Source organism: Cellulomonas persica (genome assembly GCF_007989825.1).
Classification (GTDB): Bacteria; Actinomycetota; Actinomycetes; order Actinomycetales; family Cellulomonadaceae; genus Cellulomonas; species Cellulomonas persica.
This window is the reverse complement of the sequence record NZ_BJUA01000004.1, coordinates 115,914-129,552: the sequence shown is the minus strand read 5'-3', so window position 1 is coordinate 129,552 and position 13,639 is coordinate 115,914. Positions and strand designations below refer to the sequence as shown.

The 13,639-nt window shown below is 73.5% G+C and carries 13 protein-coding genes and 3 tRNA genes; 8 read left to right on the top strand and 8 right to left on the bottom strand.

Annotation, left to right across the window (positions count from 1 at the left end; all coding sequences use genetic code 11):
• Positions 1-5: 5 nt before the first annotated feature.
• Entirely contained in the window at positions 6-1,220 is a 1,215-nt protein-coding gene (locus CPE01_RS05380; protein WP_146805619.1) for a winged helix DNA-binding domain-containing protein, read from the bottom strand.
• Positions 1,221-1,606: 386 nt separating this feature from the next.
• On the opposite strand from CPE01_RS05380, the gene galE reads away from it, so the two are divergent.
• Complete coding sequence (gene galE / locus CPE01_RS05375) at positions 1,607-2,566, top strand: UDP-glucose 4-epimerase GalE (RefSeq protein ID WP_146805618.1); 960 nt, start codon at positions 1,607-1,609, stop codon at positions 2,564-2,566.
• Positions 2,567-3,370: 804 nt separating this feature from the next.
• Here the strand turns inward: galE and CPE01_RS05370 are convergent.
• Positions 3,371-4,276: an LLM class flavin-dependent oxidoreductase gene (locus tag CPE01_RS05370; protein WP_146805617.1), complete on the bottom strand. Its 906-nt coding sequence runs from the start codon at positions 4,274-4,276 to the stop codon at positions 3,371-3,373.
• A gap of 436 nt (positions 4,277-4,712) precedes the next feature.
• Entirely contained in the window at positions 4,713-5,057 is a 345-nt protein-coding gene (locus CPE01_RS05365) for a metallopeptidase family protein (RefSeq protein WP_186811428.1), read from the bottom strand.
• Between the two features lie 161 nt (positions 5,058-5,218).
• On the opposite strand from CPE01_RS05365, the gene CPE01_RS05360 reads away from it, so the two are divergent.
• The 6 genes from CPE01_RS05360 (at position 5,219) to CPE01_RS05335 (ending at position 7,000) form a co-directional block, all read left to right on the top strand.
• A tRNA-Glu gene (locus CPE01_RS05360) sits at positions 5,219-5,291 on the top strand.
• Between the two features lie 42 nt (positions 5,292-5,333).
• Positions 5,334-5,407 (top strand) — tRNA-Asp (locus CPE01_RS05355).
• 51 nt (positions 5,408-5,458) lie between these two features.
• Positions 5,459-5,531, top strand: a tRNA-Phe gene (locus CPE01_RS05350).
• Positions 5,532-5,685: 154 nt separating this feature from the next.
• Positions 5,686-6,123: a phage holin family protein gene (locus CPE01_RS05345; protein WP_146805615.1), complete on the top strand. Its 438-nt coding sequence runs from the start codon at positions 5,686-5,688 to the stop codon at positions 6,121-6,123.
• 87 nt (positions 6,124-6,210) lie between these two features.
• On the top strand, positions 6,211-6,609 hold the full coding sequence (locus CPE01_RS05340) for a phage holin family protein (protein ID WP_146805614.1): 399 nt from the start codon (positions 6,211-6,213) through the stop codon (positions 6,607-6,609).
• A gap of 88 nt (positions 6,610-6,697) precedes the next feature.
• A complete protein-coding gene (locus CPE01_RS05335) occupies positions 6,698-7,000 on the top strand; it encodes a DUF3618 domain-containing protein (RefSeq protein WP_146805613.1) in 303 nt (100 codons plus the stop codon).
• A 219-nt stretch (positions 7,001-7,219) separates the two neighbouring features.
• Here the strand turns inward: CPE01_RS05335 and CPE01_RS05330 are convergent, their stop codons facing one another.
• Positions 7,220-7,426 carry a BldC family transcriptional regulator gene (locus CPE01_RS05330; protein WP_146805612.1) on the bottom strand — a complete coding sequence of 69 codons (207 nt, stop codon included), beginning with the start codon at positions 7,424-7,426 and terminating at the stop codon, positions 7,220-7,222.
• Between the two features lie 592 nt (positions 7,427-8,018).
• On the opposite strand from CPE01_RS05330, the gene CPE01_RS05325 reads away from it, so the two are divergent.
• Positions 8,019-8,219 (top strand): DUF3073 domain-containing protein, encoded by a 201-nt coding sequence (locus tag CPE01_RS05325; RefSeq protein WP_146805611.1) that lies wholly within the window; start codon positions 8,019-8,021, stop codon positions 8,217-8,219.
• A gap of 315 nt (positions 8,220-8,534) precedes the next feature.
• On the opposite strand, the gene purM is transcribed toward CPE01_RS05325, so the two are convergent.
• The 4 genes from purM to CPE01_RS16685 all read right to left on the bottom strand — a co-directional run bounded on the left by purM (position 8,535) and on the right by CPE01_RS16685 (position 13,585).
• Positions 8,535-9,686: a phosphoribosylformylglycinamidine cyclo-ligase gene (gene purM / locus CPE01_RS05320; RefSeq protein ID WP_146805610.1), complete on the bottom strand. Its 1,152-nt coding sequence runs from the start codon at positions 9,684-9,686 to the stop codon at positions 8,535-8,537.
• A gap of 110 nt (positions 9,687-9,796) precedes the next feature.
• Positions 9,797-11,344, bottom strand: coding sequence for an amidophosphoribosyltransferase (gene purF, locus CPE01_RS05315; RefSeq protein WP_146805609.1), 1,548 nt, complete (start codon positions 11,342-11,344; stop codon positions 9,797-9,799).
• Positions 11,345-11,404: 60 nt separating this feature from the next.
• Positions 11,405-12,775 carry a glycoside hydrolase family 6 protein gene (locus tag CPE01_RS05310; protein WP_146805608.1) on the bottom strand — a complete coding sequence of 457 codons (1,371 nt, stop codon included), beginning with the start codon at positions 12,773-12,775 and terminating at the stop codon, positions 11,405-11,407.
• Between the two features lie 243 nt (positions 12,776-13,018).
• A complete protein-coding gene (locus CPE01_RS16685) occupies positions 13,019-13,585 on the bottom strand; it encodes a hypothetical protein (RefSeq protein WP_246783759.1) in 567 nt (188 codons plus the stop codon).
• Positions 13,586-13,639: the final 54 nt, after the last annotated feature.

The following is a 13,639-nucleotide window of genomic DNA, read 5'->3' as shown; positions in this document are numbered from 1 at the left end:
CCGCCTCATGCGTCGACCGCCTCCTTGTGGCGCCGCCCGCCGAACATCGGCGACGGGAACGAGGGCGCGACCCTGGCGCCCGCGAGCCACTGCGTCAGGCGCTCGACCTCGTCGTCGATCGCTGCCCTGGCCGCGCCGCCGACGTCCTCGAGGAGCGCGAGCTCGACGGTGCCGGTCGTCGCGGCCCACGCGCCGACGACCCGGCCGTCGACCCAGATGGTCGGTCCCGCGTTGCCCACCGAGTCCACGACCTGGCGCGCATGCGGCCCGAGGTACCAGTCGCGCTCGGCCCAGCCCATCGTCGTCGGGTCGAGTCCGGGCAGGAGCGCGACCCACGGCCCGACCGGCTCGACGGGCTCGAGGTCGTCGGGCAGGAGCCACCCGACGCTCTCGGTGCCCTCGAGAGCGACCGGCACCGCGCCGAGCGTGGCCAGCGACCGTCGTACCGCGGTGAGCGTCGAGCCGAGCCACCACTGCACGTCCCGCTCGGTCCCCGGCCCGAACGCGCGCAGCCACCGTGCCACGAGCTCGTCGTGCGCCGCGGACTCCTCCACCGGCTCGAGCGCACTGCCCAGCCACGTCTCCATGAGCGTCCAGGTGGGGCGCGACGCGGTCCAGCCCCCGCGGTTCTCGCCGCGCACGACCACGCCCGCCGCCCCGAGGTACGTCAGGATCCGGGGCATCACCGGGATGACGGTCGCCCACTTCGAGCCCGGCGCGGCCGTGAACGTGCCGCCGGCCTCGGGCAGCTCCGCACGCAGCTCGGTCGCGGTCCGGCAGCGCCCGTCCGCGAGCAGCGCGACGACCTGCGCCGCCACGTCGTCGACCCACGCGTCCGCGTCCCCGAACCGGCCGTCGAGGTCGAGCTCCTTGACGAGCCTGCGGCGCTCCACGCCCGCGACCCGCGCGCCGGGCGAGGCCACGATCGCGGGCAGCAGATCCGTCCCCGCGACCCACAGCGTGCGGCGCATCGCGAGCTGCCGCACGTGCGAGCGCCGGCCGAAGAGCTCGTCGTCCAGGTCCGCCGGGACGAACCCCGGCACGCGCGCCCAGGTCGCGACGTACGGGCCGGACGCATCCGTCCCGTGCAGCGCGACCATGGCGCGCACAGCCGCCTGCACGTCCGGGAGCGGCTCGACGAGGCCGTGCCGGCGCGCGAGCCGCGCACGGCGCTGCGCGGTGTCGACGACGAGCACGGGCTGAGGGCGTGCGCGGACCATCCGCCGATCATGCCCCGAACCACCCACACCCTCACCCACCTCGATCCGACGCCTGCGGCCTGCGCGAGGCCGCCCGCGTGCCCCGTTCAGGCGCTCGGCCGCCCGCTGAGGTGCGTCAAGCCGGCCGCACGGCGCGGCCCGCACCTGAGAAGCGTCACGCCGGACGGACGTCTCCACCCACAGCCGCTGTCGTGGGGCGCAGGCGGGCGCCGCTCACACGCCTGCTCACGTGCGTCAGGCGACGGTTCATCGCTCAGATTCCAACACGCGCCCGGGCCGCCGTGACCGCATTGGCATCGGCGAAGCGCGTGCGTTTGCGTGTGTTCGTGTTCGATCATGCTCGAATGCGCTACCTGTGGTGCCCTTCGCGCGCTACTCTCGCGGTCATGACATGGCTGGTGACGGGCGGGGCGGGGTACATCGGAGCGCACGTGGTGCGCGCGTTCACGCAGGTGGGTCTGGAGCCCGTCGTCCTCGACGACCTGTCCAGCGGGCACGAGGAGTTCGTCCCGCAGGGCGTGCCGTTCGTGCGCGGCTCGGTCGACGACGCCGACGTCGTCGCCGACACGCTCGCCCGGCACGGCATCGAGGGGGTCGTGCACCTCGCCGGGTTCAAGTACGCGGGCGTCTCCGTCGAACGTCCCCTGCACACCTACCGGCAGAACGTCGCGGGCACCCTCACGCTGCTCGAGACCATGGCCGAGCAGGGCGTCGACAAAATCGTGTACTCCTCGTCGGCCGCGGTCTTCGGCACCCCGGACACCGAGCTGGTCACCGAGCAGACGCCCACCCTGCCTGAGTCCCCGTACGGCGAGTCCAAGCTCGTCGGCGAGTGGCTGCTGCGCGACCAAGGGCGTGCGCTGGGCCTCAAGCACACCAGCCTTCGGTACTTCAACGTCGTCGGCTCCGGCACCCCCGACGTCTACGACACGAGCCCGCACAACCTGTTCCCGCTGGTCTTCGAGGCCCTGATCGCCGGCAGGACCCCGGTCATCCGGGGCGACGACTACCCCACGCCCGACGGCACGTGCGTGCGCGACTACATCCACGTCGCCGACCTCGCAGACGCCCACGTCGCGGCGGCCCGCACGCTCGCCGAGGGCGGCACGCTCGAGCCCGTCTACAACCTCGGCTCGGGCGAGGGGCTGTCGGTGCGCGAGATCATGACGGCGGTCGCGGAGGTCACAGGCATCGACTTCACGCCCGAGATCACCGCGCGGCGCCCGGGCGACCCCGCGCGGATCGTCGCCTCCGGCGAGCTCGCCGCGCGCGACCTGGGCTGGCGCATGACGCACACCATCCAGGACATGGTCCGCACCGCCTGGGAGGCCCGCACCACCCACTGACCAGCACCGCCGCCCCCACCACCTCCACCGCCCACCCGACGCGAGCGCCACACTCCCGCACCCACCCACCCTCGTTCCACATCCGCGAGCGCGGCAGAACGAGTCCGAGCGCGGGCGCTACCGAGCCGCGCTCGCGACGGATCTACAGCGCTCGCGACCGATCCGCCGCACTCGCCGCCGGCGAGCCCGGGTCCGATCGCGCTGGTCAGGCAGAGCGAGGATCCGCACGCCGAGCGGCAGCTCAGTGCCGCGCACCCGCAGCGCGAGCGCGGTAGATCGGGTTCGAGCGCGGGCGCTGCCGAGACGCGCTCGCGACCGACCAACCGCGCTCGCGACAGATCTACCGCGCTCGCCACCGGGCCGAGCCTCGGCGGGCGCACCGCTCGCCGTCGCGCACCTGCCACGCGAGCGCGGTAGATCGGGTTCGAGCGCGGGCGCTGCCGAGACGCGCTCGCGACCGACCAACCGCGCTCGCGACAGATCTACCGCGCTCGCACCTCGAGGCGGGCCTGGGGACGGGCGCGCTGGTCACGAGCAGAGATGGGCGCGCGCAGGCCCGCAGAAGCTGCCTGGTGGCGCGCCTGCCAACGAGCGCGGTAGATCGAGTTCCAGCGCGGGCGCAGCAGCCACGCGCTCGTGGCCGATCTACCGCGCTCGCGGCCGATCTACCGCGCTCGCCAGCGGTTTCGCGCTCGCGGCGGTCTGCCCGGGGGCTCCGCCGGACTACCGGGCGCCGGAGGGCGTGGGCGCTCGTGGCTGTTCGGGCGTGCTTGGCGTCGGCGCCGGCCAGGGTGCGGCGCGGGGTCAGTGAGAGAGGTGGGCCGCGAAGGTCTCGAGGGACTTCTCGGTGCCCGCGTAGATGCCCTCGCGGCGCGGCCAGTGGATGACGACGTCGGTGAAGCCCAGCGCCTCGGCCCGCTCGACGCCCTCGACCGCCAGGTCCGGCGACGTGAGCGAGTAGACCGGCGCGCCGTCCAGGCTCAGGTAGCGCCGCAGCGGCTGGCCGCCGGGCCGGTGCTCACGCTCGATCTCGTCGAACGCCGCGACCTGCTCCGCGAGCGCCGCCCACCAGCGCTCCTGCGCCTTCGTCGGCTCGTCGTCGAGGTCCTCCGTCGCATAGGACGCGCCGTACGTCACCCAGCCCTGCCCGTACCGCGCCGCGAGCCGCATGGTCCGCGGGCCTGCGGCGGCGACGACGAACGGCGTGCGCGGGCGTGCGATGGTGCCGGGCACCATGCGCGCGTCATGCGCGGTGTAGAACTCGCCCGCGTGCTCGGTCACCGGCTGGGTGAGCAGCGTGTCGAGCAGTCCGACGAACTCCTCGAACCTCCGGGTCCGCTCGCCGCGGGAGGGGGCGGGGCCGGTCACGGACGCGTCGAACCCCTCGCCGCCGGCACCGATGCCGAGCAGGAAGCGACCGCCCGAGATGTCGTCGAGACCCATGACGTCCTTGGCGAACGGAACGGGGTGACGGAAGTTCGGCGACGCGACGAACGTGCCGAGCTCGATGCTCGTCGTCGCCTCGGCGGCGGCCGCGAGAAGGGGGACCGTGGCGAACCAGGGCTCGTCGGCGAGCGTGCGCCACGCCAGGTGGTCATAGGTCCACGCGTGCGCGAAGCCCCACTCCTCGGCCTGCCGCCACTTGGCCCGCTGTGTCGCCCACCGCTCCTGCGGCAGCAGCACGATCCCGACCCGCACACCCGTCGCCATGCCGCCGACCCTAGCCGCGCCACCCCCACGGCCGCCCGCACCAGGCCGACGCCCGAGCGCGGTGATTCCGCACCGAGCGCGGTAGATCAGCACCCAGCGCGGCTTCGGTACCACCGCGCTCGCGCCCGATCGACCGCGCTCGGAGACGAGGGGCGCGTCGCGGAGACGGGCCCCGCGGCGCCGGTCGATCCGCGACGAGCGCGGTCGCTCTGCACCGAGCGCGGTAGATCAGCACCGAGCGCGGATTCGCTACCACCGCGCTCGCGCCCGATCGACCGCGCTGGGGCACGAGGGGCGGGTCGCGGAGAGGAGTCCCGGGGCGCCAGCCGGTCTGGGCCGGGGGCGGTGGGTCGGCGCCGGGCGCGGGGTGCGGACGGGCGCGCTGGCGACTGGGCTACCGCGCTCGGGGAGGTGCGTGCCGGCGACGCGGGTGGGGTCAGGCCCAGCCGAGGGCGTGGAGGCGGTCGTCGTCGATGCCGAAGTGGTGGGCGATCTCGTGCACGACCGTGATCGCGACCTCCTCGACGACGTCGTCGCGGGTGTCGCAGATCTCGAGGGTGGGGTTGCGGAAGATCGTGATGCGGTCGGGCAGCGACCCGGCCGCCCACGAGTCCGTGCGCTCGGTGAGCGGGACGCCCTCGTACAGGCCCAGGAGGTCCTCGTCGCCCGGCGGCGGCTCGTCCTCGACGAGCACGACGACGTTGTCCATCATCGCGGCGAGCTCGGCCGGGATCTCGTCGAGCGCGTCACGGACGGCGTCGTCGAACTCGTCGCGCGACATCTCGAACACACGCCCATCCTGCCCGGCCACCGAGGGACTCGTCGCCCCACGGGCCTCACCGACGGGCGTGTGAGCAGCGTCGCGAGGGGCCGCTTTGGAGTTCCGGCCAAGTCCCCGTATGCTCTTCCACGGTCAACCGACGCCTCGACGTCTGGGGCGACGCCCTCATCGTCTAGCGGCCTAGGACCCCGCCCTTTCACGGCGGTAGCACGGGTTCGAATCCCGTTGGGGGTACGAGAACGTGTAGTGAAAGATGCAAGAAAGGTCTCACCACGAGGCCCCGTAGCGCAGTTGGTTAGCGCGCCGCCCTGTCACGGCGGAGGTCGCGGGTTCAAGTCCCGTCGGGGTCGCTCGACAATGCCGGTCCTTGTGGCCGGCATCGTCGTTGGAGGCGACTCCACGGCTCTGTAGCTCAGTTGGTAGAGCGTTCGACTGAAAATCGAAAGGTCACCGGATCGACGCCGGTCGGAGCCACCGTACGAAGCCCGCCAGGGAGCAGCCTGGCGGGCTTCGTCGTCTCCGGGCATGCGCGCGGGACAAGTGCGCAGGTGACGACGCCCGCGCGTCCCGTCCCGCGAGAGCCCCGCCTGGCTAGGCTGGCGCCACACCGCAGCCCCTGGAGGAGCCCGTGACGACCGACCGCGGTCCCGAACGCCGCCGATTCCTCGACCGCCTCACCGAGCCGATCGCCGAGCGCGCTCGCGAGAAGCTGGGGCAGGCGGAGGACAAGGTCCGCTCGTCGATCCAGGCCGAGATCGACGCGGTCAGCGCGAGCGTGCGGGCGCGCGCGGTGCAGGTCCGGCCGTCGGCGATCGCGTTCGGCGCGGCCGCACTGCTCACGTTCTTCGGGCTGGCGCTGTTCGTCACCGCGGCGGTCATGGGCATGGCGCACGTCGTCGAGCCGTGGCTCGCGGCGCTGCTCGTCGGCACCGCGCTCCTGCTCGTCGCCGCCGGCTTCGCCGCGTGGGGGCGTAGCCACCTCCCCCGCACGCCTGCGCCTCGTCTGACGGCCCTGCCCGAGCCGACGCACCCGGCCGAGGAGCTCGTCCACCCCTGGGACAACTGAGCGGCCTCGCCGAGCGGTGCGCGGACGCCGACAGCACACTGGGTGTCTGCGCCGCAGGACACGGCAGGACGACGAAAGGCAGCACCGATGACGACGAACGCGCAACCCCAGCGTTCGCTCGGTCAGCTCGTGAGCGACCTGAGCGAGCAGACCTCACGGCTCGTGCGGGCCGAGATCGAGCTCGCCAAGACCGAGATCGCCGAACGCGCCAAGATCCTGGGCGCCGGCTCGGGCATGCTCGTCGCGGCGGGCGTGCTCGCGCTGTACCTGCTCGCCGCGGTGCTGACGACGCTGGTCATCGTGCTCGACCTGTGGCTGCCGCTGTGGGCGGCGGCGCTGATCGTCACCTTGCTGCTCCTGATCGTCGTCGTGGTCCTCGCGCTGCTCGGCGTGAAGGCGCTCAAGAAGGCCTCCCCGCCCGCACCGCAGGCCGCGATCGCGAGCGTGCAGGACGATGTGGCCGCTCTGAAGGGTCCGTCGGCATGAGTGCGGCGGCGACGCCTCCGACGAGGAGCAGCGCGCGCATCCGCACCGGGGCGACGGCCCGGACCGCACACCCGCTGGGAGGAGCCCGATGACCGACGAGAAGCGCCCCGAGCCCTTCACCACCCCGGCGATGCAGGCGATCGAGGCCGAGATCGCGGTGACGCGTCAGCAGCTCGTGTCCACGGTCGACGAGCTCACCGCGCGACTGGCGCCGCGCGCACAGGCCGAGGCTGCCGTGGCGACGGCGCGACGGCTCGCGTCCGACGCGACGAGCGCCGACGCGAGCCCGCAGGACCGTGCGCACGCGCGCAAGGTGCTCGCCGGCGCCGCGCTCGCGGCCGCGTTCGTCACGACGATCGTCGTCGTGCGCATCGCGCGCCGCTCCCGCTGACGGCCGCGAGCCGACACGCGAGCCTGCCGGCTCGCGCACACGCGAAGGCCCCGGGAGCCATCCCGGGGCCTTCGTGGGTCCTGATGTGTGGGGAGCCGAACCGACGCACCTGGCGGAGGCGTCACGCGCGTGGCGTCGTACGAGCTCGCCCGACACCGGCGGCCTGGGGTTCGAGCGTCGGCCTCAGGGGCCGAGCCGTCGACCCGTCCGCGCCGCGGGTCAGGCGGTGCCGCGCTGCTGGGGGATGCCCTGGAGCAGCGCCTGGACCTCGGACTCGAGGTAGCGCCGGTGCCCGCCGAGAGTGCGGATCGACGAGAGCTTGCCGGCCTTGGCCCAGCGCGTCACGGTCTTCGGGTCGACGCGGAACAGGGTCGCGACCTCGGACGGGGTGAGCAGGTTGTCGGTGACTGCGGGCTTGACGGTCATGGGGGTGCCTCCTGGCTATCGGGTGGGCCGGGACTCCCCTTCCCGACGATCACCTGTTCGGTGCAGCTGGTGGCGAGGGCGGCGTCACGAGGGACGTCGCACTCGCGTCACTAGCATGTGTGAACCCGGCATGCGGCGCATTCCGGGACACGATTTCGTTACGAAAGCGTACAACCCGGTCCTCAGAACCGACGAGTCCGCTGGTGAGCGGCACGCAAGGTCAGCCTAAACCGGACTTTTCACCCTCGCTCGCCGAGACCGCGCCGGTGCGCACGGGCCCCGGCGGAGGAGCACTCAGGCCCGACCGGGGGCCCAGGTGCGAGGGGCAGTCGCGGGGCCCGCCGTCGACCACCAGGCCCCCTCGCGCGGGTCGCGAACCGGACGAGCCGGACACGGCGACCGCCCCGGTCGCGCACGCGGTCGTGGGGGACTCGTGCGCCCTGGGTGAACGTGACGCGAGTCGCCCCCTCGCGAGTGGCCGGAATAACGGAATTCCATGTAGCGTTGCCGAACGAACAGACGATTCAGCATCCCGGGGCCGCACGTGTGAGCACGGTGCCGCCCCGCTTCCACGTTAGAGGGGGTCGATGCCATGGGGCGCGGCCGTCAGAAGGCTAAGCAGACGAAGGTGGCGCGGGAGCTGAAGTACTTCAGCCCGGACACCAACTACCGCGCGCTGGAGCAGGAGCTGTCGCGGCACGTCGACCCCATCGAGCGCCGGAGCGTTGCTGCGGTCGACACGGACGACGAGCCTGACGACGACTACCGCCGGTGGCTCGACGACGACCGCTGACCCTCGTCCCGCCGTCGACGGTGGTCCGACCCGCGCGGTCGCCTGACCGACGAGGCGCCCGGACCGGCCTCGTCTGACCGGCCTTGTCCGAGCGAGCGCGCCGGACGACCTCGTCGTCCGGCGCTGTCGTCCGACGATCCGTCGGGCCCGACCCGAGCCGTCAACGGCACCCCGGGGGTGACGCTCGGGACGTGGTCTGACGACCGCCCGTCGTCCGACCACGCAGCGGTCCCACGACGTGCCGTCCGCGACCTGTCGCCTGCCGAGCCCCGCCCGGCAGGCGACAGTCGTCTCAGGGCCGGACGCCCCCGGTTGTCAGGCCGTGCGGTACTCGCCCGTGAGGCGCACTGCGCCGCCGTCGACACCCTTGGTGCCGGACACGAACCCCGGCGCGCCGACGACGTCGCGCGACGGGTCCAGGTCACGCACCGCGCCGAGCTCCCACGCCGGCAGGCCGAGCTCGGCCGCGTGCGCGAGCACGCCGCCCACGGCGTCGGCCGCGACGACGGCGACCATGCCCACGCCGAGGTTGAGCGTCCCCTCGAGGTCCGTCCACGGGACCTGGCCGAGCCCCTGCACCAGGGAGAACACGGGCGGCAGGGTCCACGCGCCGCGATCCACGTCGGCGACGAGCCCGCCCGGCAGGATGCGCGCGACGTTCGCGGCGAGCCCGCCGCCCGTCACGTGGCTGAAGGCGTGCACCCCGGCGACGCCGGCGCGGCGGGCGATCGCGAGGCAGTCGGACGCGTAGACGCGCGTCGGCTCGAGGAGCTCCTCGCCGAGCGTGCGGCCCAGCTCGTCGACGTGCCGCTCGAGGCCCCAGCCCGCCTGCCGGACGACGGCCCGCACGAGCGAGTACCCGTTGGAGTGCAGCCCGCTGGAGGCGAACGCGACGAGCACGTCGCCCGCGCGCACCCGCTCCGGGCCGAGCAGCTCGTCGGCCTCGACGACGCCTGTCGCGGCGCCCGCGACGTCGTACTCGTCGGGCGCCAGCAGCCCCGGGTGCTCCGCGGTCTCGCCGCCGACCAGCGCGGTCCCGGCCACCTGGCACGCCTGCGCGATGCCGCGCACCACGTCCGCGATGCGCTCGGGCACGACGCGGCCGGTCGCGATGTAGTCGGTCATGAACAGCGGCTCGGCGCCGACCACGACGATGTCGTCGACGACCATGCCGACGAGGTCGAAGCCGATGGTGTGGTGGATGTCGAGCGCCTGCGCGATCGCGACCTTGGTGCCGACGCCGTCGGTCGACGTCGCGAGCAGCGGGTGCCGGTACCGGGTGAGGAAGCTCGCGTCGTACAGGCCGGCGAAGCCGCCGACCCCGCCGAGCACGCGCGCGCCGTGCGTCGCGCGCACCGCGTCCTTCATGAGCTCGACGGCCTTGTCCCCCGCCTCGGTGTCGACGCCCGCGGCGGCGTACGTGATCGGCGCGGGGGTGGCGGTCGCGTCGTCGGGCTGGGAGGTCACGGTCGCTCCAGGGGTTCGGCCGGGCACGGGCGCCACGGCGCGGGGTCGGTCGTCGGCTCGGTCGGTGGTGGCTCGTGCGGTGGTGGCTCGGTCGCTCGTCGGCTCGGCGCTCAGGGGTGGTCGAGCGCGGACGCCGCACCGCCGCCGGGCAGGATCGCGACGAGCCCGTCCTCGGGTGCTCCCAGCGGCAGCTCGTTCTGCTCGAGCAGGTTCTTGCCGAGCCGGTCGGCCGGAGGCAGCTCGATCGGGTAGCGGCCCGAGAAGCACGCGGTGCACAGCTGGCTCGCAGGCTGCTCGGTCGCCTCGATGAGGGCGTCCTCGGAGATGTAGCCGAGCGAGTCCGCGCCGAGCGAGGCGCCGATCTCGTCGGGCGTCAGGCCGTTGGCGATGAGCTCGGCGCGGCTCGCGAAGTCGATGCCGTAGAAGCACGGCCACTTCACGGGCGGCGACGAGATGCGCACGTGCACCTCGGCGGCCCCGGCCTCGCGCAGCATCCGCACGAGCGCGCGCTGGGTGTTGCCGCGCACGATCGAGTCGTCGACGACGACGAGGCGCTTGCCGCGGATGACCTCGCGCAGCGGGTTGAGCTTGAGCCGGATGCCGAGCTGGCGCAGCGTCTGCGACGGCTGGATGAACGTACGGCCCACGTACGCGTTCTTCGTCAGGCCCTGCCCGAACGGGATGCCTGACTGCTGCGCGTACCCGACCGCAGCGGGCGTACCCGACTCCGGGACGGGGATGACGAGATCCGCCTCGACGGGGTGCTCGATCGCCAGACGGCGACCCATCTCGACGCGCGCCGCGTGGACCGAGCGGCCCGCGATCGTCGTGTCCGGACGCGCGAGGTAGACGTACTCGAAGACGCAGCCCGCGCGCTCGGCCTGCGCGAACCGCGTCGAGCGCAGCCCGTCGGCGTCGATCGCGATGAACTCGCCGGGCTCGACCTCGCGCACGTAGCTCGCGCCGACGATGTCGAGCGCCGGGGTCTCCGACGCGACGACCCACCCGCGCTCGAGGCGCCCGAGCACCAGCGGGCGCACACCCTGCGGGTCACGCGCCGCGTACAGCGTGCGCTCGTCCATGAAGACCAGCGAGAACGCGCCGCGCAGGCGCGGCAGGACCTCGAGCGCCGTGGACTCGAGCGTGTGGTCCGGGTCCCCCGCGAGGAGCGCCGTGATGAGCGCCGTGTCGGTGGTGTTGCCGCGCGCGAGCTCGCCGCGCCGCTGGCTGCCGTACCGCTCCGCGACGAGCTCGACGAGCTCGGCGGTGTTCGTCAGGTTGCCGTTGTGGCCGAGGGCCACGGTGCCGGCGGCCGTGGGGCCGAGCGTCGGCTGGGCGTTCTCCCAGTTGCTCGCGCCGGTCGTCGAGTACCGGGCGTGCCCGATCGCGATGTGCCCCTGCAGCGCGTTCAGCGCGGTCTCGTCGAACACCTGCGAGACGAGCCCCATGTCCTTGTAGACCAGGAGCTGCGAGCCGTTGCTCGTCGCGATGCCTGCGGACTCCTGTCCGCGGTGCTGCAACGCGTACAGCCCGAAGTAGGTGAGCTTGGCGACCTCCTCGCCCGGAGCCCAGACACCGAAGACGCCGCAGGCGTCCTGGGGGCCTTTCTCGTCCGGGAGGAGGTCGTGGTTCAGTCGTCCGTCAGCGCGGGGGGCCACGCGTCCATGGTCGCACATCGACCGTGGACGCATGGCCCCCCGTTCAGGCACTGACTCAGGTCACCACTTGGCGTTGCGTGCGAGCTCCAGGGCGATCTCCTGCCACCACTGGCCGGCGGCCGGGCCGCCGTTGCACGAGCCGTCGGACTCGCCGGGCAGCTTGACCCACAGCAGCGCGTCGAGACCGGTGGAGTCGTTCACGAGACGCGGCTTGTCGCCGAGCGCACGGCCGCGCGGGTTGCACCACTCGCCGTTGCTGCCGTTGCCGTTGCGCGACGTGTCGATGACGTAGCCCCTGCCGCCGAGGCGCTGCGAGATCTGCTCGCCGTAGCGCTGTGTGTCGGAGGTCGTCTGGTAGTTCGACGTGTTGAGCGCGAAGCCCACCGCGTACTCGAAGCCGATCTGGTTCAGGCGGCTCACCGCGGTGTCGACCGACAGCCAGCCCGAGTGGCCCGCGTCGATGTAGACCCGGCCACCGGCCTGCGTGAGCGACTTCGCGGCGTACTTCAGGAAGCCGACCCGGTCGCCCTGGCCGCTGCAGTCGCCCAGCTGGGCGAGGGCGTCGGGCTCGAGCACGATGATCGGACGGCCGACGATGCCGCGCGCGACCGTGTCGACCCACTGCGCGTACTCGCTCTCCGGCACGCCACCACCCGAGTGCGAGCCGCAGTCACGGCCCGGGATGGCGTAGATGACGACCGAGACGGTCTTGCCGGCCGCCGACGCGCGGCTCGTCGCGTCCCGCATCTGCTGCTGGGACACCGACGGGCTGTTCCAGTTGCCGATCCACACCGACTGCGGGGTCAGCGCGATCTTCGCCAGGAGGTCCTTGGTGCTGCCGGACGCGGCCTGCCAGGCGGCGTACGACTGGTTCTCCGTGTCGACGTACAGGTCGCCCGACGGCTGCGGGGGCGGCGTCGTCGGGGTGGGCGTGGGCGTCGGTGTCTGCGTGGGGGTCCGGGTGGGGGTCGGGGTCTGCGTGGGGGTCGTGGGGTTCGTCGTCGGGACCGTGCCGGTGCACGCGACGCCGTTCACGGTGAAGGAGGTCGGCGCGGGGTTCGCCGAGCCGGACGTGCCGATGAAGCCGAACGACGCGCTCGCGCCGGTGCCGAGCGAGCCGTTCCAGCCGACGCTCGTCGCGGAGACCTGCGAGCCCGACGTGACGACGTCGGCGTTCCAGGCCTGCTGGATCTTCTGCTCGGAGGACGGCCACGTCCAGGCGACCTTCCACGACGAGATGGACGAGCCGAGGTTGGTGACCTTCACGTCGCCCTGGAACCCGCCGGGCCACTGGTTCTGGACGGTGTAGTCGACGCGGCAGCCCTCGGCTGCGGTCGCCGAGCTCGCCGCGACGGTGAGGCCGCCGATCACGAGCGTGGTGGCGGACAGCAGCGCGGCGGCTGCCCGGGTGGACCTGCTACGGGCGGACATGAACGCTCCTCGGTCTGGTGGACACGGTCTGTCCGGCCCTCGGGAGCGGCCACGGGTCGGCGGTGCCGTACCCGTCCAGCGCATCGACGTCGACGCGTGAGCCCGCCCGGGACCGGTACCGACGAGGGAACCCGACCAGTCCCGTCGTCGGCCACACCACCGGGCCGACCTCATCGATTAGGTGCCCGACGCACGCGCTTCGACGGCGCGCGCCGCCGCATGGTGGAGCAGGTCGCCGTCGGCTCAGGCGAGCGGGTCGCGGCTGCGCCGGTCGGCCCGGGATGCGAGCGCGCCCCCGACGAACCCGCCGACGACCGCGCCGGTCAGCCCCATCACCGCGCGGATGGCGCCCTGGCCGTCGAGGAACGAGATGAACCCCTGCCCCGAGGCGACGTCCGAGGCGCCCGCGTCGTCGCTCAGCCAGCCGACGAGGGCCGTGGCGAGCAGCGCGACGACGGCACCGACGACCGCGCCGGCGACGATGAACGCACCGAACTTCGGCGCGCGGCGGACACGCGCGGGCACCGCGACGCGCTCGAGCTCGTCCTCGGCGGGCAGCTCTGCGGCCTCGTCGGGAAGCTCTGCAGCCTCGTCGGGAAGCTCTGCGGCCTCGTCGGAACCGCGCGCGGTCTCGTCGGAACCGCGCGCGGTCTCGTCGGAACCGCGCGCGGTCTCGTCGGACGACTGCGAGGCCTCGACGGACGCCGGCTCGTGCTGCGCCCCCGGAGCCTGCGGCCGGGCGTCGGGCGTCAGGGCGTCCTCGCGCGTGGGCCGCGGGTCCTGCTCGGGGGTCTGGGGGTCGTCCGGCACCCCGCGATCCTAGGCCAGAGCCGGGACGTGCCGACCCGGGGGCGGGGCCGGCAC

Coding starts and splice junctions, on each gene's coding strand:
- CPE01_RS05370 (WP_146805617.1), bottom strand. CDS start 4,276: ATGGCGACGGGTGTGCGGGTCGGGATCGTGCTGCTGCCGCAGGAGCGG.
- CPE01_RS05365 (WP_186811428.1), bottom strand. CDS start 5,057: ATGTCGCGCGACGAGTTCGACGACGCCGTCCGTGACGCGCTCGACGAG.
- CPE01_RS05310 (WP_146805608.1), bottom strand. CDS start 12,775: ATGTCCGCCCGTAGCAGGTCCACCCGGGCAGCCGCCGCGCTGCTGTCC.
- CPE01_RS05325 (WP_146805611.1), top strand. CDS start 8,019: ATGGGGCGCGGCCGTCAGAAGGCTAAGCAGACGAAGGTGGCGCGGGAG.
- CPE01_RS05335 (WP_146805613.1), top strand. CDS start 6,698: ATGACCGACGAGAAGCGCCCCGAGCCCTTCACCACCCCGGCGATGCAG.
- CPE01_RS05340 (WP_146805614.1), top strand. CDS start 6,211: ATGACGACGAACGCGCAACCCCAGCGTTCGCTCGGTCAGCTCGTGAGC.
- galE (WP_146805618.1), top strand. CDS start 1,607: ATGACATGGCTGGTGACGGGCGGGGCGGGGTACATCGGAGCGCACGTG.
- CPE01_RS05380 (WP_146805619.1), bottom strand. CDS start 1,220: ATGGTCCGCGCACGCCCTCAGCCCGTGCTCGTCGTCGACACCGCGCAG.
- CPE01_RS05330 (WP_146805612.1), bottom strand. CDS start 7,426: ATGACCGTCAAGCCCGCAGTCACCGACAACCTGCTCACCCCGTCCGAG.